We start from the raw sequence: 20432 nt of genomic DNA on the forward strand, positions 1-20432 counted from the left end.
AAGGCAAGCCGATGTTTTCGTTCCGCAAGCGTCCCGAAATGCCGGCCCCGGCCGACGCCCTGCCGGGCCGCCCGACGCCGGTCCCGACAGCCGAGACGCATTTCGTCAACGGCAACCCGCTCAAGGGGCCGTATCCGCCGGGCATCGAGACGATCGTGCTGGGGCTCGGATGCTTCTGGGGCGCCGAGCGGCGGTTCTGGCAACTGCCCGAGGGCGTGTTCGTGACGGCGGTCGGCTATGCCGGCGGCTACACGCCGAACCCCACCTACGAGGAAGTCTGCACCGGCCAGACCGGCCACAACGAGGTCGTGCTGGTGGCCTTCGATCCGGCGGTGCTGTCCCGGGAGGCGGTGCTGCGGACCTTCTTCGAGAGCCACGACCCGACGCAGGGCATGCGCCAGGGCAACGATGTCGGCACGCAGTACCGCTCCGGCATCTACACCGTCGGCCCCGACCAGGAGGCCACGGCCCGGGCCGTGCGCGACGCCTACGCCGAGGCGCTCCGGACGCGCGGCTTCCCCGACGTCACCACCGAGATCAAGCCGCTGGAGCGGTTCTATTTCGCGGAGGCCTACCACCAGCAGTACCTCGCCAAGAACCCGGCGGGCTATTGCGGCCTGGGCGGCACCGGCGTCAGCTGCCCGGTGGGAACCGGCGTCGCCGCCTGAGCCTCACGGGCTCCGTCCGTCGGGCCGCGTCTGCGGGCCCGGCAACGGGGCGGCGCTGCCGTGCGGCGGCGGCGTGCTGTTCGGGCTGCGGAGCACGATCAGCACGCTGCCCAGCACCGAGAGGGCGACGGCGGTCGCGAAGAGGATGAAGAGCCAGCGGGGCATCCGCAGGCGTTAGCACATCGCGTCCGGCGCGCCGAGCGACCAGTCTCGCCGGGCGGATCGTTTCCGCGCCGCTCATCCCCTCGGCGGTGCCACCGTCAGCGCGGGTGGCGCGCGGACGGGTCGCCTCGCCCGCGATGGCGGCCGCCCCGCCTCCGCGCCTCCGCCCTACGGCGCCTTCAGAACCGCCCGGCAGGCGTTGGGGAGCGCGGCCATGGTCATGGCGGGCTTGGGTTTCGGCGGCACCTTCGGGGGCTTCGGATGCAGCACCGCATCCGAGAACCAGTAGCTGAGGTCGTCGCAGCCGTCGCCCGGCGGCGGCGCGCCCTGCGGCTGGCAATCCTCCTGGCCGGCCGGACAGGCGAGCCGGATATGGTAGTGGTAATTGTGCCCGTACATCGGGCGCACCTTGGACATCCAGCGGCTGCCCGCGGCGTCGCGGCACAGCGCCTTCTTGATCGCCGCGTTGACGAAGATGCGCTCCACCTCCGGCTGCTCGGCGGTGACCTTGATCAGTTGCAGGTGCGTCGGCGTCCAGACCTCCGGATCGATGTCGAGGCGGTCGCGGCGGACCATGTCGGTGGCCGAGGTCTCCTCGCGCTCCGCCCGGCTCATGCGGTGGTCGGGCATCGGCGTCAGCCAGACATCGGCGTCGATGCCGATCTGGTGCGAGGCGTGGCCGGTGATCATCGGGCCGCCCCGGGGCTGGGCCATGTCGCCCACGAGGAGGCCGGGCCAGCCGACCCGGGCCGCCTTCTGCGACAGGCGCTCGATGAAATCGACGAGGTAGGGCGTGCCCCACATCCGGTTGCGGGACGGGCGCATGACCTGCCAGTTCGGACCGTCCAGCGGCAGCGCCTCACCCCCGGAGAAGCAGCCCTTGGCATAGAAGCCGTAGATGTGCGCCGGCCCGGAGGCCGCCTTGGTGACGCGCCCGAACAGCGCCTTGGCGGGCGTCGAGGGCGCGTCCGGATGCTCCAGGGGCGGCAGGGGCTTCGGATTGACGCTGCCGCGATCCTGGGCCTGCGCGGCGGCGGGCAGGAGCAGGGCGGCGAGCGCGAGGCTCGGGGCGAAACGCGGCATCGGCATGCGGGGGCTGTTCGTCCGGCTGGAGGGGGCGGGCGCGGGCGGCCCCCCCGAACCTCGCCCAGGGGCGGGGCGTTTTTCGGGCAGACAGCCCGCCGCGTCACGCGAAACGGTCGGGCGGATCCACCGCGACGACCCGGCGGCGCCCTAGCGGATGGGGCGGGTCACCGGTCCGCACCAGCCGGGCAGGTAGTCGGCGTCCTTGGATTTCGCCAGCGCCATCGCCCGCTCCAGGGCGGAGGAGAAGTCGCCCTCGATCCGCTTCTCCTTGATGTTCCGCCGCAGGAAGTCGGCCCACAGGAACTCGCTGAACGGGGTGGTATCCTTCGCGAAGCCGCCGGCCCGGCGCAGCTCGCCGGCGAGGCTGCGGTAGGGATCGTCCGCCAGGGCATCGACCGATTTCGGGATGTCCTTGAAGTGCTGGCGCACGCCCTCGGCATCGTAGGGATGCGCCCAGGATTTGTGGTCGCACACCGTCCAGAAGGCGTCCTTGTCGAGGTAGTGCAGGTCGGCCACCACGGTGACGAGCACGCTCTCGACCCCCTCCTCGTGCAGGGCGCGGGAGAGGTGGTGATGATCGATGATGTAATGGCGCTTCTTCGGCCCGAGCAGCGTCGGGATCATATGGGCGCCGAGGAACTCCTCTTTCTTCTCGCCGTCGTATTCCCGCCAGCGCCGCCGCTTCTCCGCCACTTCACGGTAGCCCACCGTCATCTGCGTCGGGCGCAGCTCGGCGATCGGGATTGTTCTGAGCAGCGGCTCTCGGGTGGCCATGGGATCTCCTGACTGCGGGATTTTGTCACGCGCACGTCACAAGCTATTCGGGACCGGCAGATCGGACAGGGCGCGACGCGCTCACGTTTCCGGCATCGCGCGCACGGCTTCGAGGACGAAGACCCGGATCGCCGAAGACAGGTTCTGCCCGTCGCGCCCGGCATCGATCGCCCCGATGAGGGCCTGGACGGACTGGCCCCGCGCCTCCGCGATCTCCCGCAGCGCCGCCCAGAACGGATCCTCCAGGGACACGCTGGTGCGGTGACCGGCGATCATCACGGAGTGCTTGGTGAGGCCGGCGCTCACGGGAGGCGGATCATGCGTTCGGGTCGGAATCCGGCTCGTGCCGCGCGAGGCGATGGCCCTCGTGGCGCTCGGTCTCGAGGGCCTTGCGCCGCTGCTGGAGGGTCTTGGCCTTCTTCGGCTGGCCGAAGGCGATCCGGTTGGCCTCGGCCTTCGTGTCGGCCTCGGCACGGGCCTTCGCCTTGCGGATCTGGCGCAGATTGATGATCTCGGCCACGGATCGACTCCCGTAACCGGCGCGGGAGGCTCCGCGCCGGGACGTCACACAACAATCAGTCGGCGCTGGGCGCCAGCATCGTCTCCGGCCGGACCACGCGCTCGAACTCCGCCTCGGTGACGTAGCCGAGGCGCAGGGCCTCCTGCTTGAGGGTGGTGCCGTTCTTGTGCGCGGTCTTGGCGATCTCGGCGGCCTTGTCGTAGCCGATCGAGGGGGCGAGCGCGGTCACCAGCATGAGCGAGCGGCTCATCAGGTCGGCGATCTTGTCCTCGTTGGCCTTGATGCCGACGACGCAATTGTCGGTGAAGCTCACCGCCGCGTCGGCGAGCAGCCGCACCGATTGCAGCACCGCGTTGGCGATCACCGGCTTGAAGACGTTGAGTTCGAAATTGCCCTGGCTGCCGGCGAAGCTCACCGTCGTGCCGTTGCCGATCACCTGGGCGCAGACCATGGTCAGCGCCTCGCACTGGGTCGGGTTGACCTTGCCGGGCATGATCGAGGAGCCGGGCTCGTTCTCAGGGAGCGACAATTCGCCGAGGCCGGAGCGCGGGCCCGAGCCGAGGAAGCGGATGTCCTGGGCGATCTTGAACAGGCCGGCGGCGAGGGCCGCGAGCGCGCCCTGCGTGAACACCAGCGCGTCGTGGGTGGCCAGCGCCTCGAACTTGTTCTCGGCGGAGGTGAAGGGCAGGCCGGTCAGCTCCGCGACCTTGGCGGCGAAGCGGTCGGCGAATTCCGGATGGGCGTTGAGGCCGGTGCCGACCGCGGTGCCGCCCTGGGCGAGTGCCAGGACCCCCGGCAGGGTCGCGGCGACCCGCGAGCCGCCGAGCGCCACCTGGGCGGCGTAGCCGGAGAATTCCTGGCCCAGCGAGACCGGCGTCGCGTCCTGCAGGTGGGTGCGGCCGATCTTGACGATCGACGCGAACGCCTTGGCCTTGGCGTCCAGCGCGCCGTGCAGGTGGGAGAGCGCCGGCAGCAGGCGCCCCTGGATCTCCCGCGCCACCGCGATGTGCATGGCGGTGGGGAAGGTGTCGTTCGAGGACTGGCCGCGGTTGCAATGGTCGTTCGGGTGGACCGGCGACTTGCCGCCGCGCTGGCCGCCCAGCCGCTCGTTGGCGAGGCTCGCGATCACCTCGTTGGCGTTCATGTTCGACTGCGTGCCCGAGCCGGTCTGGTAGATGACGAGCGGGAACTCGTCGTCGTGGCGGCCCTCCACCACTTCGGCCGCCGAGGCCGCGATGGCGTCGGCGAGCGTCGCGTCGAGGGCGCCGAGATCCTTGTTCACCAGGGCGGCAGCCTGCTTCACCACCCCGAGGGCGTGCACGAGGGGCGCCGGCATCCGGTCGGTGCCGATCTTGAAGTTCTGGATCGAGCGCTGCGTCTGCGCGCCCCAGTAGCGATGCGCCGGAACCTCGATCGGCCCGAAGGTGTCGGACTCGGTGCGGGTGGCGGTCTCGGTGGGCGACATCGTGGCCTCTACGTCTGGTGCCGTGCGGTGCCTACTTAAATGAGGCGCGGGTGAATCGCGATGCCGGTTTTCCCGGCACCCCGACAAGAGCGAAGCTCTGTTCCCGCCGGACAAGGAGCCGATGAGCGCGACGATCGATCTGTCCGAACCCGCCGCCCGGTTCCGCCCCGTCGTGCCGCCGCCGCTGAAGGCGCCGCTCGGCCTGTTCGACTTCCTGCGGGCGGCCCGGAAGAATCCGATCACCACCTGGATGGACGCGCATTTCAAGCTGCCGGTGGTGGCGGCCGAGGGCGCGATGGGCCGGATCACCCTGGTGAGCGACCCGGCGCTGATCCGCTACCTGCTCATCGAGAACGCCGACGGCTACCGCAAGGACGACCTGCAGCGGCGTGTCCTCGCCCCGGGGCTCGGCAACGGTCTGCTCAGCGCCGAGGGCGACGAGTGGCGCCTCCAGCGCCGGACGCTGGCGCCGATCTTCAACGCCCGCACGGTCCAGGGCTTTTCGGAGGCGATGAACGCCGCCGGCGCCCGTCTCGGCCGCCGCCTCGTCCGCCGCGACGGCAAGCAGGTCGATGTGGCCCTTGAGATGACCCGCGTCACGCTCGACGTGCTGGAGCGGACGATCTTCACGCAAGGCCTGCCGAGCGATCCCGATGCCCTCGGCCGTGCGATCACGCGCTTCCTGGAAGCGGTCGGGCCGATCGACCCCCTCGACGTGTTCGGCGTGCCCGATTTCGTGCCGCGGATCGGCCGCCTGCGGGCCCGTCCGGCGGGCCGCTTCTTCGCCGAGGTGGTCGATGAGCTCATCGCCCGCCGCAAGGCGCTGATGGCGCGGGGGGAGGCGCCCCGGGACCTGCTGACCCTGCTGCTCGAAGCGCAGGATCCCGAGACCGGCAACGGGCTCTCGGATCTCGCCGTGAAGGCCAATATCGTCACCTTCATCGCCGCCGGGCACGAGACCACGGCCAATTCCCTGACCTGGACGCTCTACTGCCTGTCGCAGGATCCGGCCGCCCAGGCGCGGATCGAGGCCGAGGTCGACGCCGCCGGGCCGGGGGATTTTTCCGCGGAGCGTCTGCCGTTCACCCGGGCGGCGATCGAGGAGGCCATGCGCCTGTTCCCGCCGGTGCCGTTCCTCAGCCGTCAGGCGATCCGGGACGACCGGCTCGGCCGGATCAAGGTGCCGCGGGGCTCGCTGGTCATGGTGGCGCCCTGGGTGCTCCACCGCCATCATCTGCTGTGGGAGGATCCGGAGGCCTTCGTGCCGGAGCGGTTCCTGCCCGAGAACCGCGACACGATTCCGCGCTTCGCCTATCTGCCGTTCGGGGCGGGGCCGCGGGTCTGCATCGGCCAGAGCTTCTCGATTCAGGAGGCCGTGATCGTGCTGGCGCATGTGGTGCGGGCGGTGCGCTTCCGGCTGCCGGCGGATCATCCGCCGGTGACGCCGCTCCACCGGGTGACGCTGCGGCCGGAGCATGGCTTGCGCATGGACGCGGTGGCGCGGGGCTAGGCCGGGCCCGGTCACCGTGCCGCGGTGCAGGCCGGCGCCGTGCAGCAGGACGGCCGGAGGGGAAGGCGACCGGATCTGATCGACGGTCTCGAGGGTCGCGCATCGCCTGGCGATCGGGCGCGGGCTCCCCGCAGCCGCCGACAGCATCGGCGGCGCGACCGTGTCGTCTCCCGTATGACGTCCCGGCCGTCGATCCGGCCCGGGAGACGCTCAGCTCTTCTTGCGGAAGGCGTCCAGGCTCACGACCTCGGCGCTGCCCTCCTCGCCCTCCTTCTTGGCGGCGGGGCGGGGGGCCTTGTCGTCGGACTTGCCGGCGGCTTTCTCGCCCTGAGCGGCGGGAGCGGGCAGCCCCTTCGGCGCGCCGGAGCCGATCGTGGCGAGACCGGCGCTCTTGGGCCGCACCTCGCCGGGTTCCGAACCGGCCCCGCGCGGGCCGGGCTTGGCCGGGGCGGCGTTCGCCTCCTCGGGGGTCTCGCCGGCTTCGCTGAGATCGAACTTCAGGCCGAACTGCACGGAGGGATCGAAGAAGCCCGACAGGGCGTCGAACGGCACCAGCAGCCGCTCCGGCACCCCCGAGAAGGACAGGCCGACTTCGAAGGCGTGCTCGGTGACGTTGAGGTCCCAGAACTGGTGCTGCAGGACGATCGTCATGTCCTGCGGGTACTTCTCCCGCAGGGCCTGCGAGATCCGCACGCCGGGCGCTTCCGTCCGGAACGAGACGTAGAAGTGATGCTCGCCCATCAGGCCCTCGCGGGCCGCGTCGGTCAGCACCTTGCGGACCACGCCGCGCAGGGCGTCCTGTACCAGTAGATCGTAGCGGATGAGGTCGTCTGCCATCTGCGGTTGCGCTCTCGCCCGGTCTGCCCGGCGCCCCGCCGCGGATGGCTGGACCGAGGATTGGAAGTGGAGGCTTCTGTTGCCAGGTGCCTCCGAACCCCGCCTATGCGGTGCTACCCGCTAGGACTTTAGGTCGGTATTGGGGACCGCTTACGCGGCCACCGCCACCGGAGCAAAGTTGTCGTTGGCAACTATTGCAAAGGCCCGATAACGGCGGAACCATGCCGAGCGAAAGTCCAACCTTTACGCCCTCGTCGATCCTATTTCGCCCCCGCCAAAGCCCAGGCTAAGATCACGCGCCTTGCGGCAGCATGTCCTGGGCTCGGGTGGAGGCGCCGGGTACCGCCCCCGGGTCCGATAGGTTTATTGCGAAGAACGTTTATCGCCATAGCCGGCCTCGCGACCGGCTCCCAAGATATAGAGGGGATCGGTCCGGTTTTGAAGCCCGATCGTGTCGCGCCGCCGTCTCATTTGGAGCCTCCGGGTGAGGCTGTTGCCGGAAGCGCGCAGTCGTCTTCCGGCGCGGTGGCCGACGCCCCTCGTCCCGGCATCTGGTCGGCGACCTGGCATCTCGGCGGGCTGGTCGCGCTCGTCGTCTTCTATCTCGGCGCCGCGAGCCTGCTCGCGCTGGCGGTCGTGCGCGTCGGGTTCGATCTGTGGAGCGGGATCGATCCGTTCCTGCCGCCGGAGCGGCGCCCGTTCCTCGGTGCGGTGGAGCTGACCCACCGTGCCTTCGCCACGGACGTCCTGCGTCAGGTGTTCCTCGCCGTTCTGGTGGTGGGTGCGGCCTGGTGGCGCGACCGGACCGGCTGGCGCCGCCGCCTCGCCCTCGACCGCGAGCGCCCGAACGGGATGCGGCCCGTCGCCCTGCTGGGGCTCCTCCTCGTCTGGCCGGTTCTGCACATCGCCTGGGTCACCGGCACCGCGGAACTGTTCGGTGCCAGCTTCGGCCAGCACGTGCGGCTGTCCCCGTTCATGAGCCAGGCCGCGGTGGCGGCGTGGCTCGCCTATCTGGCGATCCTGGCGCCCGTGGCCGAGGAGCTGCTGCTGCGCGGCGAGGCCTTCGCCCGTGCCAGGGCGGTGCTGGGGCCGGCGGGGGCGATCCTGGTCACGGCGGTCATCTTCGCCGCCGCCCACATCTCGTCCTGGGGGCTCGCCCGGCCGGTCTCCCTGCTGCCGCTCGCCCTGGCGCTCGGCTGGCTGCGCTGGCGGACCGGCCGGCTCTGGCCCGGGATCGCCCTGCACGGCTGGTCGAACCTCGCCCTCGTGACCTACCTGCTCTGGCCGGCCTGACCGCCAGCTGGTGACGGCGGTGGACAGATGTCGGCGGCGCGCTTGCCCGCCGTCGCGTCGGCGCGCAGGAATGACCGATGGACGCTTATCAGGACCTGCTCCGGCGCATCCTCGACGAGGGCGTGGCCAAGGACGACCGCACCGGCACCGGCACGCTCTCGGTGTTCGGCCACCAGATGCGCTTCGACCTGTCGGCCGGCTTCCCGCTGGTCACCACGAAGCGGCTGCACCTGCGCTCGATCATCCACGAGCTGCTCTGGTTCCTGACAGGCGATACCAACGTGGCCGCGCTCCAAGCCAACGGCGTGACGATCTGGGACGAGTGGGCCGACGCGCACGGCGATCTCGGGCCGGTCTACGGCAAGCAGTGGCGCTCCTGGGAGAAGCCCGGCGGCGGCACCGTCGACCAGATCGCCTGGGTGCTCGACGAGATCCGGCGCAACCCCGATTCCCGCCGCCTGATCGTCTCGGCCTGGAACCCGGCCGACCTCGACCGGATGGCGCTCGCCCCCTGCCACTGCCTGTTCCAGTTCTACGTGAGCGAGGGGCGGCTCTCCTGCCAGCTCTACCAGCGCTCGGCGGACGTCTTCCTCGGCGTGCCCTTCAACATCGCGAGCTACGCCCTGCTGACCCACATGATCGCCCAGGTGACCGGCCTCGGGGTCGGCGACTTCGTCCACACCTTCGGCGACGCGCATCTCTACCGGAACCACCTGGAGCAGACCCGGACCCTGCTGGGCCGGACCCCGCGCCCGCTGCCGCAGCTGCGGCTCAACCCGGAGGTCCGCGACCTCTTCGCCTTCCGGTACGAGGACATCGCCATTGCGGGCTACGAGCCGCACCCGGCCATCGCGGCCCCGGTGGCGGTATGAGCCCGATCGTCTCCCTGGTCGCCGCGGTCGCCCGCAACGGCGTGATCGGCCGCGACAACGGCCTCGCCTGGCATCTCTCCAGCGACCTGAAGCGCTTCAAGGCCCTGACCATGGGCAAGCCGATGCTGATGGGCCGGCGGACCTGGGATTCGATCGGCCGTCCCCTGCCGGGGCGCCGCACCCTGGTGCTCACCCGGGATGCCGGCTTCCGCGCCGAGGGGGTCGAGACCGTCCATGACTGGCCCTCCGCGCTGGCGGCCGCCGCCGGGGCGGAGCTGATGGTGGTGGGCGGGGCCGAGATCTATGCGCTCGCGCTCCCGCAGGCCGACCGGCTCCATCTCACCGAGGTCGAGGCCGAGCCCGAGGGCGACGTGCGCTTCCCGGCCTTCGACCGCGGTCGCTTCCGGGAGACGTTCCGCGAGGCGCATCCGGCGGGACCCCGGGACGAGCACGCCTTCGCGTTCGTCGATTGGGAGCGCGTCCGCTGAGGCGCGCCGCCGCAATTGCGTTCCATGCCGCGCATGCCCACCTGCCAGCCTTGACAGCACGGGGCGCGCGCCCGCAGGTGCCTGTCGGGTGCGCGTGCTCACGCCGGGCCTGCGCATCCTGCGGGAAGATGCGTGCGTGCAGGCTCTTAAGGCTTGAGGCCGGATGCGGTCGCCTCGCGATCGATCCGGATGGCCGGGACTAGGCGGGCGAGCGTGGCCGTTCAGGCAGGGGGCGCCGGCCGGGGTATGGGCCGGGCGCGGACAGGCAGGAGACGACGTCTAGGATGCCTTGGAGCAATCAGAGCGGCGGCGGGGGCCCGTGGGGCCGGCCCGGCGGCAACGGCGGCGGTCCCTGGGGTGGTGGCGGCGGCGGCGGCAAGACGCCGCCGAATCTTGAGGACCTGCTCCGGCGCGGGCAGGACCGCCTGCGCGGTCTGATCCCGGGCGGCGGTGGCGGCTCGGGCGGCTATGGGGGCGGCGGGGCGCAGGGTGTCGGCGGCGGCCGCAGCGCGGCGGTGATCGCCGTGCTCGCCGTCGCGATCTGGCTCGCCACCGGCTTCTACACCGTCTACCCCCGTCAGGTCGGCATCGAGACGATCTTCGGCCGCTATGTCGGCACCAAGGGCGAGGGCCTGCGCTACAACTTCCCCTATCCGATCGGCGGGGTGGTGAAGCCGGATGTCGGCTCCCAGAACTCGATCCAGATCGGTTTCCGCGCCGGTCCGAACGGCCAGGGCCGCACCCGCGACGTGCCGGACGAGAGCCTGATGCTCACCGGTGACGAGAACATCGTCGATCTCGATTTCGAGGTGCAGTGGCGGGTCAACCCGCTGAAGGCCTCCGACTTCGTGTTCAACCTCCAGAACCCGGAAGGCACCATCAAGGCGATCTCCGAGAGCGCGATGCGCGAGGTGATCGGCCGCCGCAACATCCAGGCGATCCTCACCAACGAGCAGTCGAGCATCGCCCAGGAGGTGAAGGAGATGGTCCAGAAGGCGCTCGACGAGTACGGCGCCGGCGTACGCATCGAGGTGGTGCAGCTCGTCTCGGTCAATCCGCCGCCGGAGGTGCGCCCCGCCTTCATCGACGTGAACGCGGCCCAGCAGGACGCCGACACGGCGCAGAACGAGGCCAAGACCTACGCGAGCCGCGAAGTGCCGCAGGCCCGCGGCAAGGCGTCCCAGATCGTCCAGCAGGCCGAGGCCTACCGGACCAAGGCGACCGCCGACGCCACCGGCCAGGCGGCCCGCTTCAGCGAGGTCTACGCCTCCTACAAGGCCGCCCCGGCGATCAGCCGCGAGCGGATCTTCCTGGAGACGATGGAAAAGGTACTGGGGTCCGTGAACAAGGTGATCATCGACCAGAACGGGACGCAGCCCGGGGCGGCGACCGCCGCCGGCGTGCTGCCGGTGCTGCCGCTCTCGGAGTTCGGCGCCCGCGCCCAGACCCAGACGGGAGCCGCCCGATGAAGCAGGCTCTCCGCACCGGCCTGATCGCGATCGCGGCGATCGTCGCGATCGGCCTCTACGCGTCGATCTTCACCGTCGGCCAGATGCAGCAGGCCCTGGTCCTGCAGTTCGGCCGCGTCCGCGCCGTCCTCAACGCCACCGGCGAGGAGAAGCCCGGCCTGTACTTCAAGATCCCGTTCATGGAGAACGTGGTCCTGTTCGACAAGCGCGTGCTCGACCTCGACCTGCCGGTGCAGACGGTGCTCACCGCCGACCGGCAGAACCTGGAGGTGGACGCCTTCGCCCGCTACCGGATCCTCGACCCGCTCCGCTTCTACCAGGCGGTGGGCAATATCGGGCTCGCCAACCAGCGGCTCGCGAGCTTCACCAATTCCGGCCTGCGCAACGTGCTCGCCCGCTCGACCCGCGACGCCATCGTGAAGACCGACCGCGGCCAGCTGATGCACCAGATCCAGGAGGACGTGAACCGGCAGGCCAAGGCGCTGGGCATCGAGATCGTCGACCTGCGCATGACCCGCGTCGATCTGCCCGCGCAGAACTCGGCCGCCGTCTACCGGCGGATGAAAACCGAGCGCGAGCGCGAGGCCGCCGACATCCGCGCCAACGGCGACCAGATCGCCGCCACGATCCGCGCCAAGGCCGACCGCGAGGTCACGGTGATCCTCGCCGACGCGACGCAGACCTCCGAGCAGCTGCGCGGACAGGGTGACGCGGACAAGAACCGCATCCTCGCCGAGGCGTTCGGCAAGGATGCGGACTTCTTCAGCTTCTACCGCTCGATGCAGGCCTACGAGAGCGGGCTGAAGGGATCCGACACCCGTCTGGTGATCAGCCCGACTTCGGACTTCTTCCGGTACTTCAGCGACCCGCAGGGCCGGCCCCCTGCCCCGGCGGCCCGCGGGCCGCGCGGACCGGCCGATCCGAGCGCCGCCACCGGGTCCACCACCGGGTCCGCGGCCGGGACGGCACGCTGATCGGGATGCGAGTTGGCGCCCCGGCGTCCGGAGACTACCTTGCAGGAAAACCCGCGGGCCCCCGATCATCGGTCGAGGCCCGCGGCGCCGGAAACGCGTTCTTGAAGAGGTCGACCATGCACCCCGTCGCGAGCGCCCCCGTGGCGCCCTTCGGCCGCGCCACCGCGCAGCCCCGTTCCCGCGCCCGCGCGCTGATGGCCTCGATCCTGATCGGCGCCTCCGTAGCCGCGGCCGCCCTGCCGGTTCCCGCCCTCGCCAAGGGGCCGGCCTCGCTCGCGGATCTCGCCGAGCAGGTCACCGACGCGGTGGTCAACATCTCCGCCTCCACCACCGTGGAGGCCCGCGGCGGCCGCGCCATGCCGCAGGTCCCCCCGGGCACCCCGTTCGAGGACCTGTTCGAGGAGTTCTTCAACCGGCGCGGCGGCCGCGGCGGCGGCGGTGGTGACGGCGAGGCGCCGCGCGCGCAGCGCAAGTCCAATTCCCTGGGCTCCGGCTTCATCATCGACGCCGCCGGCCTCGTGGTGACGAACAACCACGTCATCGGCGACGCCAACGACATCCAGGTCATCCTGCACGACGGCACCAAGCTCAAGGCCGAGATCGTCGGCAAGGATTCGAAGATCGATCTCGCGGTCCTGCGCGTGAAGCCCCCGGCCGATCACCCGCTGAAGGCGGTGCCGTTCGGCGATTCGGACAAGATGCGCCCGGGCGACTGGGTCATCGCCATCGGCAATCCGTTCGGGCTCGGCGGCTCGGTCTCGGCCGGCATCGTCTCGGCCCGGGGCCGTAACATCGAGTCCGGACCCTACGACAACTACATTCAGACCGACGCGGCCATCAACAAGGGCAATTCCGGCGGTCCGCTGTTCAACATGGACGGCGAGGTGATCGGCATCAACACGGCGATCCTGTCGCCGACCGGCGGCTCGGTGGGCATCGGCTTCGCGGTCCCGTCGGGTACGGCCAAGCCCGTGATCGATCAGCTCCGCGATTTCGGCGAGGTCCGCCGCGGCTGGCTCGGCGTCCGCATCCAGAACGTCGACGACACCACCGCCGAGGCGCTCAACCTCAAGGGCGGGGCGCGGGGCGCCCTGGTGGCCGGCGTCGACGAGAAGGGCCCGGCCAAGACCGCCGGGATCGAGGTCGGCGACGTGATCCTGAAGTTCAACGGTGCGCCGGTGAAGGCCTCCGGCGACCTGCCGCGGATCGTGGCCTCGACCCCCGTGGGTCAGAAGGTCGACGTGGTCGTGGTCCGCAAGGGCGAGGAGGTGACGAAGCCCGTCACCCTCGGCCGCCTGGAGGACAGCGACAAGCCGCAGCTCGCCAACCTGCGCCAGCCGGAGCCCGAGAGCGCCACCCGGCAGGCGCTGGGCCTCAACCTCTCCGGCATGACCGACGAGCTGCGCAAGAAGTTCTCCATCAAGGACACCGTGAAGGGCGTGGTCGTCACCCGGGTCGACCCGAACTCGACGGCGGCCGACAAGCGGATCCAGCCCGGCGAGGTGATCGTCGAGGTCGGCCAGGAGGCGGTGAGCACCCCGGCGGAGGTGACCAAGCGGATCGACGCCCTGAAGAAGGACGGGCGCAAGTCGGTGCTGCTGCTGGTGGCGAGCGCCACAGGCGACGTCCGTTTCGTGGCCGTCGGGCTGGACTGAGCGCTGTCCCACACGAGATCGAAGGCCGTCGCTTCGCGAGGAGCGGCGGCCTTCCTGCGTTCAGGACACTCGTGGTGCCGCAGCGCGGCACGCCGGTGCCGCGAGGCGCAGCGGTTCGCGAACCAACCGGAGATCGAGAAGCTCCGCGTATCGACACGCTCTGACATCGCGGCTGCGATGAGCGCCGTCGCCTGCGCGAAGGTCGAGCCGGTGCGCCGGCGGGTCGGTGCGATCGGCGTTCAGGCCCCGGCCGTTCCGGGCGCGGTCCGCGCCCCGACCCGCACCCTTCAGTGAGGGCTCACCCCACGAACTCCGCCGCCGCATAGCCCTGCAGGTACAGGAGCGCGGTGAGGTCGCCGTGCTCGACCCGGACCCGCGCCGCGGCGGCGACCGCGGGCTTCGCGCGGAACGCCACGCCGAGGCCGGCCTCGGTCAGCATGTCGAGATCGTTGGCCCCGTCGCCCACCGCCAGCGTCTCCGCAGGGCCGAGGGACAGCGCCTCACGGAGTTCGATCAGCGCCGCGCGCTTCTCGGCCTTCCCGACGATCGGATCCTCCACGAAGCCGGTGAGCCGTCCGTCCGCCACGCCCAACAGGTTGGACCGGTGCTCATCGAAGCCGATCATCGCCGCGATCGGGCCGGTGAACAGGGTGAAGCCGCCCGAGACCAGGCAGGTGTGGGCGCCGTGCGCCCGCATCGTCCGCACCAGGGTGCGGCCGCCCGGGGTCAGGGTCAGGTGCTCGGCGATCAGCCCGTCGACCGCACCGACCGGGATGTCCTTCAGGAGCGCCACGCGCTCGCGCAGCGCCGGCTCGAAGGCGATCTCCCCGCGCATCGCCCGCTCGGTGATCCTCGCGACATGATCCTTGAGGCCGAGCGTTCCGGCGAGCTCGTCGATGCATTCCTGCTCGATCATGGTGGAATCCATGTCGGCCAGGAACAGGCGCTTGCGCCGGTGCGCGTCGGCGGGGAGCACGGCGAGGTCGATGGGTTCACCGGCGAGGGCCGTCCGCAGCGCGTCGGTGAGGGACGCCGCGGCGGCGGGCTCGCCCGGGACGAGCAGCTCGGCCGCCACCGCGCCGTGCAGGATCCGGGGCTGGTGCTCCGTCCGCAGCACCGCGCGGGCCTCGGCCAGCACCGCATCGGTGATGGACGGCCGATCCGGGTTTGCTATCAGGACCGCGACCAGCATCGTGGAGTTTCACCTTGCCGCCAGACCGGGAGGAAGCCGGGGGGCGCCCGGCGGCGATCCTCATCGCAGGGCCCACCGCGTCGGGCAAGTCGGCGCTGGCCGCCCGGCTGGCGGAGCGTCACGGCGGCGTGGTGATCAACACCGATTCCATGCAGGTCTACGGCGACCTGCGGCGCCTCACCGCCCGGCCCGACCCGGACGAGGAGGCACGGGTGCCCCACCGGCTCTACGGGCATGTCGACGGCGCCGTGAACTATTCCGTGGGGCATTTTTCACGGGATGTGGCGGCGCTGCTGACGACGCTCGGCGGGCAAAGGCCGGTCTTCGTCGGCGGCACGGGCCTGTACTTCCGGGCGCTGGAGCAGGGGTTTTCGGAGCTGCCGCCGGTGCCCGAGGCCGTGCGCGCGCAGGTGCGGGCAGAGGCCGAGGGCCGCCCCACCGAGGCGCTGCACGCCGACCTCGCCCGCCACGATCCCGAGGGCGCCGCCCGCCTGCGCCCGAGCGACCGGATGCGGGTGATGCGGGCCCTGGAGATTTTTCTCGCCACCGGCCGGCCGATCGCGAGCTTCTACGGCGATCCGATACCCGGGCCGCTCGCCGGGTGGGCCCTCGAAAAAATCTTCCTGGCCCCCGACCGCGCGGTGTTGCGCGCCCGCATCGACGCCCGCTTCCGGACCATGATCGCCGAAGGGGCGCTGGACGAGGTCGCCCGCCTGCACAGGCGAACCCTCGACCCGCTGCTGCCGGTGATGCGCGCCCACGGCGTGCCGGGCCTGATCGCGCATCTCGAGGGGGCGATCGGACTCGAGGAGGCGATCGTCCGGGGACAGGCGGATACCCGGGCCTACGCCAAGCGCCAGTTCACGTGGTTCCGCCACCAGATGGGGGAGGACTGGCGCTGGATGGATCCGGAGGAGGCCGCGGCGGCGCTGTGAGGCTTCCCGCGGGCTCCCTCCCCGTGCGGGTGAGGGAGCCCGGCTTCCGGAGAAGGCAGGGCCTGCACGCGGAGCAGAATCCTGTTCTGCACCGACGCTGTCCTCGCCCGACACCCCCTCTCCCGCGACGGGGCGAGGGAGGGGGTACACGGGGCCGTTTCCGACCCCTCCGGACCGCGAGGGGAGCCGCCGCCCCTCAGCGCTCCAGCCGGGCCACGAGGCTCGACGTGTCCCAGCGGTTGCCGCCCATGGCCTGAACCTCGGCGTAGAACTGGTCCACCAGCGCCGAGACCGGCAGCTTGGCGCCGTTGCGGCGGGCCTCGTCCAGCAGGATGCCGAGATCCTTGCGCATCCAGTCGACCGCGAAGCCGAAGTCGAACTTGCCCGCGTTCATGGTCTTGCCGCGGTTCTCCATCTGCCAGGAGCCGGCGGCGCCCTTTGAGATCACGTCGAGCACCGCTTCCACGTCGAGGCCGGCGCGCTTGGCGAAGTGGACGCCCTCGGAGAGGCCCTGGACGAGGCCGGCGATGCAGATCTGGTTGACCATCTTGGTGAGCTGGCCGGCGCCCGCCGGGCCCATCAGCCGGCAGGCCCGGGCGAAGGACCCGATCGCGCCCTCGACCTTGGCGTAGGTCGCCGCGTCGCCGCCGCACATCACGGTCAGCACCCCGTTCTCGGCGCCGGCCTGGCCGCCGGAGACCGGCGCGTCGATGAAGCCGAGCCCCTTGGCCTCCGCGGCCGCGGCCAGTTCCCGGGCCACCTCGGCGGAGGCGGTGGTGTGGTCCACGAAGACCGCGCCCGGCGTCATGCCGGCGAGCGCCCCGTCGTCGCCCAGCACGACGCTGCGCAGGTCGTCGTCGTTGCCCACGCAGGCGAAGACGATCTCGGCGCCCTCGGCGGCCTGTCGGGGCGTGGGGGCGAAGGCACCGCCATAGGTCTTCACCCAGGCTTCCGCCTTCGGCGTGGTGCGGTTGTAGACGGTGACGTCGTGGCCACCCTTCTTGGCGAGGTGGCCGGCCATCGGCCCGCCCATCACGCCGAGACCCAGGAATGCGACCTTCGCCATGGTTGTCAGCTCCTCGCAGGCCCGGACCGCGCCGGCGCCCTTCCTTCTCCGACGGCGGGCGGCGACGGAGCTCGGCAGCCTGGCCGTGAAGGGGGTCGGGGCCGTGCCGGAGACCCGATGTGACACATTGGGCGTCGTGCCGCCGCCGACGCTGCATCACAGCTCGGATCGCTTGCGTCAACGGCGGACCAATAGGATAACCCGCCCGTGTAGCCCGGGACCACGAAGTCCCAGCCGGAGCCCCCGCGCGTGGCCCCGTGCGCGAGGCGGTCGGTCAGGGAGTGGGACATGGGTACGGCGCTCGGCAGGCATGGGCCATGGGCCCTCGTGGGCGCCCTCGGCGCCGCGGCGCTGGCGATCGTGGCGAGCCAGCGGGGCGAGACCATCAACGCCCTCTGGGTCGTGGTCGCGGCAGTCTGCGTCTACCTGATCGCCTACCGCTACTATTCCCAGTTCATCGCCGACAAGGTGATGCGCCTCGACCCGAAGCGCATGACGCCGGCCGTGCGGCACAATGACGGTCTCGATTACGTCCCCACCAACCGCGGCGTCCTGTTCGGCCACCACTTCGCGGCGATCGCGGGCGCGGGCCCGCTGGTCGGCCCGGTGCTCGCCGCCCAGATGGGCTACCTGCCCGGCATGCTCTGGATCCTGGCCGGCGTGGTCCTCGCCGGCGCTGTGCAGGACTTCATGGTCCTGTTCGTGTCGATGCGCCGAGACGGCCGGTCGCTCGGCGAGCTGATCCGGGCCGAGCTCGGGACGATTCCCGGCATCATCGCGCTGTTCGGCACCTTCCTGATCATGGTGATCCTGCTGGCCGTGCTGGCCCTCATCGTGGTCAAGGCGCTCGCCGAGAGCCCCTGGGGCACCTTCACGGTGATGTCGACGATCCCGATCGCCATGCTGATGGGCGTCTATTCCCGCTATATCCGGCCCGGCAAGATCGGCGAGGTCTCGATCCTGGGCTTCGTCCTGCTGATGCTGGCGATCGTGGCCGGCGGCTCGGTGGCGGCGAGCCCGGTCTGGGGCCCGGCTTTCACCTTCACGGGCCCGCAGCTCTGCTGGATGCTGATCGGCTACGGCTTCGTCGCCTCGATCCTGCCGGTCTGGCTGCTCCTCGCCCCGCGCGACTACCTGTCGACCTTCCTCAAGATCGGCACCATCGTGGGCCTCGCCCTCGGCATCGCGGTCGTGGCGCCGCACATGCAGATGCCGGCGGTCACCAAGTTCGTCGACGGCACCGGTCCGGTCTGGGCGGGCAGCCTGTTCCCGTTCCTGTTCATCACCATCGCGTGCGGCGCGGTCTCGGGCTTCCACGCCCTGATCTCGTCGGGCACCACCCCGAAGCTGATCGCCAGCGAGGCCGATGCCCGCTTCATCGGCTACGGCGGCATGCTGATGGAATCCTTCGTGGCGATCATGGCGCTGGTCTCGGCCTGCGTGATCGACCCCGGCGTCTACTTCACCATGAACTCGCCCGCCGCCCTGCTCGGCACCACGCCCGAGACCGCCGCCGCCGCGGTGACCAAGCTCGGCTTCGCCACCACCCCGGAGGTGATCACCCAGACCGCCGCCGATGTCGGCGAGCACACGATCATCTCCCGCGCCGGCGGCGCCCCGACGCTTGCAGTGGGCATGGCCCACATCATCTCGTCGGCCATCGGCGGCAAGGCGATGATGGCCTTCTGGTACCATTTCGCGATCCTGTTCGAGGCGCTGTTCATCCTCACGGCCGTGGACGCGGGCACCCGCGCCTGCCGGTTCATGGTGCAGGATCTGGTCGCGCTGGCGGTGCCGTCGTTCAAGAACACCACGTCGTGGGGGCCGAGCATCGCGGCCACCGCCATCTCGGTGGGGGCCTGGGGCTACTTCCTCTACCAGGGGGTGACCGACCCGCTCGGCGGCATCAACACCCTGTGGCCGCTCTTCGGCATCTCGAACCAGATGCTGGCCGCGGTGGCGCTGACGCTCTGCACGGTGGTGATCTTCAAGATGAAGCGCGAGCGCTACGCGTTCGTGACCATCATCCCGACCGCGTGGCTGTGCATCTGCACCCTCACGGCCGGCTGGCAGAAGATCTTCTCCGCCGATCCGAAGATCGGCTTCCTGGCGCACGCCCAGCGCTACGCGGCCGCCGCCGCGGAGGGCAAGATCCTGGCCCCGGCCAAGAACGCCGACCAGATGAGCCAGATCATCCTCAACGACCGGATCGACGCGGTGCTGGCGGCCCTGTTCATCGGCCTCGTCGTCGCCATCGCGGGCTTCGGCATCGCCGCCTGCCTGAAGGCGTGGCGCGCGGATCGCTGGACCGCCCTGGAGACCGAGCCCCACATGGTCCCGGCGGAGTAGGGGGGAGGGCCATGCGGCAGCCGTCGAACCTGCGGGATCGCCTCCGGACGCTGTCCAAATGCGTCTGCGACGGCGCCCGTCTGATGGTGGGGCAGGGGGACTACGCGGCCTATGCCGAGCATGTCCGCCGCACCCATCCGGACCAGGCGCCGATGACCGAGGTGGAGTTCTTCCGCAACCGAGAGAACGCCCGCTTCGGCGTCGGCAACACCGCGGGCTTCCGCTGCTGCTGAGCGCGGACCCGATGCGGCCCGGCCGGCGTTCTCCAGGCCGGAGGGCCGCCCCGCCCTCGCGAGACGCGGAGCACCGATGACCGACGAGAGCGTGCAGGCCCCGATCGAGCCCCGGGCCGTCAACATCGCCCATGCCTGGGAGCGGGCCTACTGGGCGCGCCGGTTCATGGTTCCGGTGGAGCAGGTCGAGGCCGCCGTGGCGGCGGTCGGCGACGATCCGGCCCGCGTGGCGGCCCATCTCGGGCGGGACTGGCCGGGCCACGAGCCCGCCACCTGAACGCTCGTCCTCCACGATCCCGGGCTTAAGCTCGGCCGCATCTTGACTCGGCGGCCACAATATCCGCCATCTCAGGCCCGACGGGAGGTCGGCATGAGCATTTTCCAGGACGCCATCCTTCGGTTTGGCCGCACGATCATGTCGTATGCGGGCGACGCGGTCTTCCTGCAGGCTGCGGTTTCGTCCGCCGCCAACGTCATCGTGGCGGATGGGGACGTGGGCGAGGAGGAGATCGAGTCGGCCATCACCGGCATTCGCGCCAACCCGATCCTCGAGAAATCGTACGACACGCTGCGCGTCGAGCAGGAGCTCTATGAGGCGATCGCCCGAGCCAAGACCCGGGCCGGGCGCATTGAGAACCTGCGCCACGTCGGCGCCATCGCGGAGCGGCCGATCGAGCAGCGCCAGGACGTGTTCCTGATCGGCGCCGACGTGGCCGATATCGACGGGATCAGCGCGGTCGAGCACAAGGCGCTCGACGAGATCGCCGCCGCGCTGCAGGTCGACAAGTCCGCGCTGCTGCGGTGATCCAGAGGGCGCAGCGCCCGGCGGACGCGGGGACGCTGCGCCGAGATGTCTCGCCAACCCGCCCCCTCATCCTGAAGGG

At 70.9% G+C, this 20432-nt stretch carries 22 protein-coding genes and 1 other RNA gene; 13 read left to right on the forward strand and 10 right to left on the reverse strand.

The annotated features are described in order from the left end of the window. Positions 1-11: 11 nt before the first annotated feature. A complete protein-coding gene (msrA, locus tag BM396_RS08445) occupies positions 12-668 on the forward strand; it encodes a peptide-methionine (S)-S-oxide reductase MsrA (protein WP_043379331.1) in 657 nt (218 codons plus the stop codon). Positions 669-671: 3 nt separating this feature from the next. Here the strand turns inward: msrA and BM396_RS32705 are convergent, their stop codons facing one another. The 6 genes from BM396_RS32705 to fumC all read right to left on the reverse strand — a co-directional run bounded on the left by BM396_RS32705 (position 672) and on the right by fumC (position 4675). Beyond that, a complete protein-coding gene (locus tag BM396_RS32705) occupies positions 672-833 on the reverse strand; it encodes a hypothetical protein (RefSeq protein WP_164706358.1) in 162 nt (53 codons plus the stop codon). A 165-nt stretch (positions 834-998) separates the two neighbouring features. After that, the gene (gene mepA / locus BM396_RS08450; protein ID WP_043351108.1) at positions 999-1919 is read right to left on the reverse strand and encodes a penicillin-insensitive murein endopeptidase; all 921 of its coding nucleotides are present in this window, start codon (positions 1917-1919) and stop codon (positions 999-1001) included. Between the two features lie 144 nt (positions 1920-2063). After that, the gene (locus BM396_RS08455) at positions 2064-2690 is read right to left on the reverse strand and encodes a ParB-like protein (protein WP_043351110.1); all 627 of its coding nucleotides are present in this window, start codon (positions 2688-2690) and stop codon (positions 2064-2066) included. Between the two features lie 81 nt (positions 2691-2771). Further along, a complete protein-coding gene (locus BM396_RS08460) occupies positions 2772-2996 on the reverse strand; it encodes a ribbon-helix-helix domain-containing protein (protein ID WP_043351112.1) in 225 nt (74 codons plus the stop codon). Between the two features lie 10 nt (positions 2997-3006). Beyond that, positions 3007-3210 (reverse strand): DUF4169 family protein, encoded by a 204-nt coding sequence (locus tag BM396_RS08465; RefSeq protein WP_043351113.1) that lies wholly within the window; start codon positions 3208-3210, stop codon positions 3007-3009. Positions 3211-3265: 55 nt separating this feature from the next. Then, positions 3266-4675: a class II fumarate hydratase gene (gene fumC, locus BM396_RS08470; protein WP_043351115.1), complete on the reverse strand. Its 1410-nt coding sequence runs from the start codon at positions 4673-4675 to the stop codon at positions 3266-3268. 121 nt (positions 4676-4796) lie between these two features. Between fumC and BM396_RS08475 the strand changes: the two genes are divergently transcribed. Then, positions 4797-6185: a cytochrome P450 gene (locus BM396_RS08475; RefSeq protein WP_043379328.1), complete on the forward strand. Its 1389-nt coding sequence runs from the start codon at positions 4797-4799 to the stop codon at positions 6183-6185. Between the two features lie 210 nt (positions 6186-6395). Here BM396_RS08475 and BM396_RS08480 read toward each other — a convergent pair whose 3' ends face one another. After that, positions 6396-7022, reverse strand: coding sequence for an SspB family protein (locus BM396_RS08480; RefSeq protein WP_043379326.1), 627 nt, complete (start codon positions 7020-7022; stop codon positions 6396-6398). A 65-nt stretch (positions 7023-7087) separates the two neighbouring features. Beyond that, positions 7088-7469, reverse strand: a transfer-messenger RNA (tmRNA) gene (gene ssrA, locus BM396_RS08485). A 78-nt stretch (positions 7470-7547) separates the two neighbouring features. Here ssrA and BM396_RS08490 point away from each other — a divergent pair. The 6 genes from BM396_RS08490 (at position 7548) to BM396_RS08515 (ending at position 13773) form a co-directional block, all read left to right on the forward strand. Next, entirely contained in the window at positions 7548-8315 is a 768-nt protein-coding gene (locus BM396_RS08490) for a CPBP family intramembrane glutamic endopeptidase (RefSeq protein WP_244538841.1), read from the forward strand. Between the two features lie 77 nt (positions 8316-8392). Next, positions 8393-9187, forward strand: a complete 795-nt coding sequence (locus BM396_RS08495) for a thymidylate synthase (RefSeq protein WP_043379321.1) — start codon at positions 8393-8395, stop codon at positions 9185-9187. After that, entirely contained in the window at positions 9184-9675 is a 492-nt protein-coding gene (locus tag BM396_RS08500; protein WP_043348252.1) for a dihydrofolate reductase, read from the forward strand. The genes BM396_RS08495 and BM396_RS08500 overlap by 4 nt, the downstream gene beginning before the upstream one ends. Before the next feature lie 284 nt (positions 9676-9959). Further along, complete coding sequence (hflK, locus tag BM396_RS08505) at positions 9960-11144, forward strand: FtsH protease activity modulator HflK (RefSeq protein ID WP_043348254.1); 1185 nt, start codon at positions 9960-9962, stop codon at positions 11142-11144. Then, positions 11141-12118, forward strand: coding sequence for a protease modulator HflC (locus BM396_RS08510; RefSeq protein WP_043379318.1), 978 nt, complete (start codon positions 11141-11143; stop codon positions 12116-12118). Before hflK ends, BM396_RS08510 begins: the two co-directional genes overlap by 4 nt. 116 nt (positions 12119-12234) lie before the next feature. Next, complete coding sequence (locus tag BM396_RS08515; RefSeq protein ID WP_043379315.1) at positions 12235-13773, forward strand: DegQ family serine endoprotease; 1539 nt, start codon at positions 12235-12237, stop codon at positions 13771-13773. Between the two features lie 298 nt (positions 13774-14071). Here BM396_RS08515 and serB read toward each other — a convergent pair whose 3' ends face one another. Beyond that, positions 14072-14965: a phosphoserine phosphatase SerB gene (gene serB / locus BM396_RS08520; RefSeq protein ID WP_043379312.1), complete on the reverse strand. Its 894-nt coding sequence runs from the start codon at positions 14963-14965 to the stop codon at positions 14072-14074. Between the two features lie 14 nt (positions 14966-14979). Between serB and miaA the strand changes: the two genes are divergently transcribed. Continuing rightward, complete coding sequence (gene miaA / locus BM396_RS08525; RefSeq protein WP_043379310.1) at positions 14980-15900, forward strand: tRNA (adenosine(37)-N6)-dimethylallyltransferase MiaA; 921 nt, start codon at positions 14980-14982, stop codon at positions 15898-15900. A 196-nt stretch (positions 15901-16096) separates the two neighbouring features. Here miaA and BM396_RS08530 read toward each other — a convergent pair whose 3' ends face one another. Next, positions 16097-16966, reverse strand: coding sequence for an NAD(P)-dependent oxidoreductase (locus BM396_RS08530; protein ID WP_043354879.1), 870 nt, complete (start codon positions 16964-16966; stop codon positions 16097-16099). A gap of 288 nt (positions 16967-17254) precedes the next feature. Here BM396_RS08530 and BM396_RS08535 point away from each other — a divergent pair, with 288 nt between their 5' ends. The 4 genes from BM396_RS08535 (at position 17255) to BM396_RS08550 (ending at position 20353) form a co-directional block, all read left to right on the forward strand. Beyond that, a complete protein-coding gene (locus tag BM396_RS08535; protein ID WP_043379307.1) occupies positions 17255-19315 on the forward strand; it encodes a carbon starvation CstA family protein in 2061 nt (686 codons plus the stop codon). Positions 19316-19326: 11 nt separating this feature from the next. Continuing rightward, positions 19327-19548 (forward strand): YbdD/YjiX family protein, encoded by a 222-nt coding sequence (locus BM396_RS08540; RefSeq protein ID WP_043354884.1) that lies wholly within the window; start codon positions 19327-19329, stop codon positions 19546-19548. 76 nt (positions 19549-19624) lie between these two features. Continuing rightward, positions 19625-19825, forward strand: coding sequence for a DUF3606 domain-containing protein (locus BM396_RS08545; protein WP_043354886.1), 201 nt, complete (start codon positions 19625-19627; stop codon positions 19823-19825). Positions 19826-19918: 93 nt separating this feature from the next. Continuing rightward, positions 19919-20353 (forward strand): tellurite resistance TerB family protein, encoded by a 435-nt coding sequence (locus tag BM396_RS08550; protein ID WP_043354888.1) that lies wholly within the window; start codon positions 19919-19921, stop codon positions 20351-20353. Positions 20354-20432 lie beyond the last annotated feature (79 nt).

The organism is Methylobacterium sp. UNCCL125 (genome assembly GCF_900116795.1).
GTDB lineage: Bacteria > Pseudomonadota > Alphaproteobacteria > Rhizobiales > Beijerinckiaceae > Methylobacterium > Methylobacterium fujisawaense.

What these genes read in the sequence shown, in the direction of transcription:
- msrA (WP_043379331.1), top strand. Translation starts at nt 12, where the DNA reads ATGTTTTCGTTCCGCAAGCGTCCCGAAATGCCGGCCCCGGCCGACGCC.
- serB (WP_043379312.1), bottom strand. Translation starts at nt 14,965, where the DNA reads ATGCTGGTCGCGGTCCTGATAGCAAACCCGGATCGGCCGTCCATCACC.
- BM396_RS08500 (WP_043348252.1), top strand. Translation starts at nt 9,184, where the DNA reads ATGAGCCCGATCGTCTCCCTGGTCGCCGCGGTCGCCCGCAACGGCGTG.
- fumC (WP_043351115.1), bottom strand. Translation starts at nt 4,675, where the DNA reads ATGTCGCCCACCGAGACCGCCACCCGCACCGAGTCCGACACCTTCGGG.
- BM396_RS08455 (WP_043351110.1), bottom strand. Translation starts at nt 2,690, where the DNA reads ATGGCCACCCGAGAGCCGCTGCTCAGAACAATCCCGATCGCCGAGCTG.
- BM396_RS08535 (WP_043379307.1), top strand. Translation starts at nt 17,255, where the DNA reads ATGGGTACGGCGCTCGGCAGGCATGGGCCATGGGCCCTCGTGGGCGCC.
- BM396_RS08545 (WP_043354886.1), top strand. Translation starts at nt 19,625, where the DNA reads ATGACCGACGAGAGCGTGCAGGCCCCGATCGAGCCCCGGGCCGTCAAC.
- BM396_RS08515 (WP_043379315.1), top strand. Translation starts at nt 12,235, where the DNA reads ATGCACCCCGTCGCGAGCGCCCCCGTGGCGCCCTTCGGCCGCGCCACC.
- BM396_RS08510 (WP_043379318.1), top strand. Translation starts at nt 11,141, where the DNA reads ATGAAGCAGGCTCTCCGCACCGGCCTGATCGCGATCGCGGCGATCGTC.
- mepA (WP_043351108.1), bottom strand. Translation starts at nt 1,919, where the DNA reads ATGCCGATGCCGCGTTTCGCCCCGAGCCTCGCGCTCGCCGCCCTGCTC.
- BM396_RS08530 (WP_043354879.1), bottom strand. Translation starts at nt 16,966, where the DNA reads ATGGCGAAGGTCGCATTCCTGGGTCTCGGCGTGATGGGCGGGCCGATG.
- BM396_RS08475 (WP_043379328.1), top strand. Translation starts at nt 4,797, where the DNA reads ATGAGCGCGACGATCGATCTGTCCGAACCCGCCGCCCGGTTCCGCCCC.
- BM396_RS32705 (WP_164706358.1), bottom strand. Translation starts at nt 833, where the DNA reads ATGCCCCGCTGGCTCTTCATCCTCTTCGCGACCGCCGTCGCCCTCTCG.
- hflK (WP_043348254.1), top strand. Translation starts at nt 9,960, where the DNA reads ATGCCTTGGAGCAATCAGAGCGGCGGCGGGGGCCCGTGGGGCCGGCCC.
- BM396_RS08550 (WP_043354888.1), top strand. Translation starts at nt 19,919, where the DNA reads ATGAGCATTTTCCAGGACGCCATCCTTCGGTTTGGCCGCACGATCATG.
- BM396_RS08480 (WP_043379326.1), bottom strand. Translation starts at nt 7,022, where the DNA reads ATGGCAGACGACCTCATCCGCTACGATCTACTGGTACAGGACGCCCTG.
- BM396_RS08495 (WP_043379321.1), top strand. Translation starts at nt 8,393, where the DNA reads ATGGACGCTTATCAGGACCTGCTCCGGCGCATCCTCGACGAGGGCGTG.
- BM396_RS08540 (WP_043354884.1), top strand. Translation starts at nt 19,327, where the DNA reads ATGCGGCAGCCGTCGAACCTGCGGGATCGCCTCCGGACGCTGTCCAAA.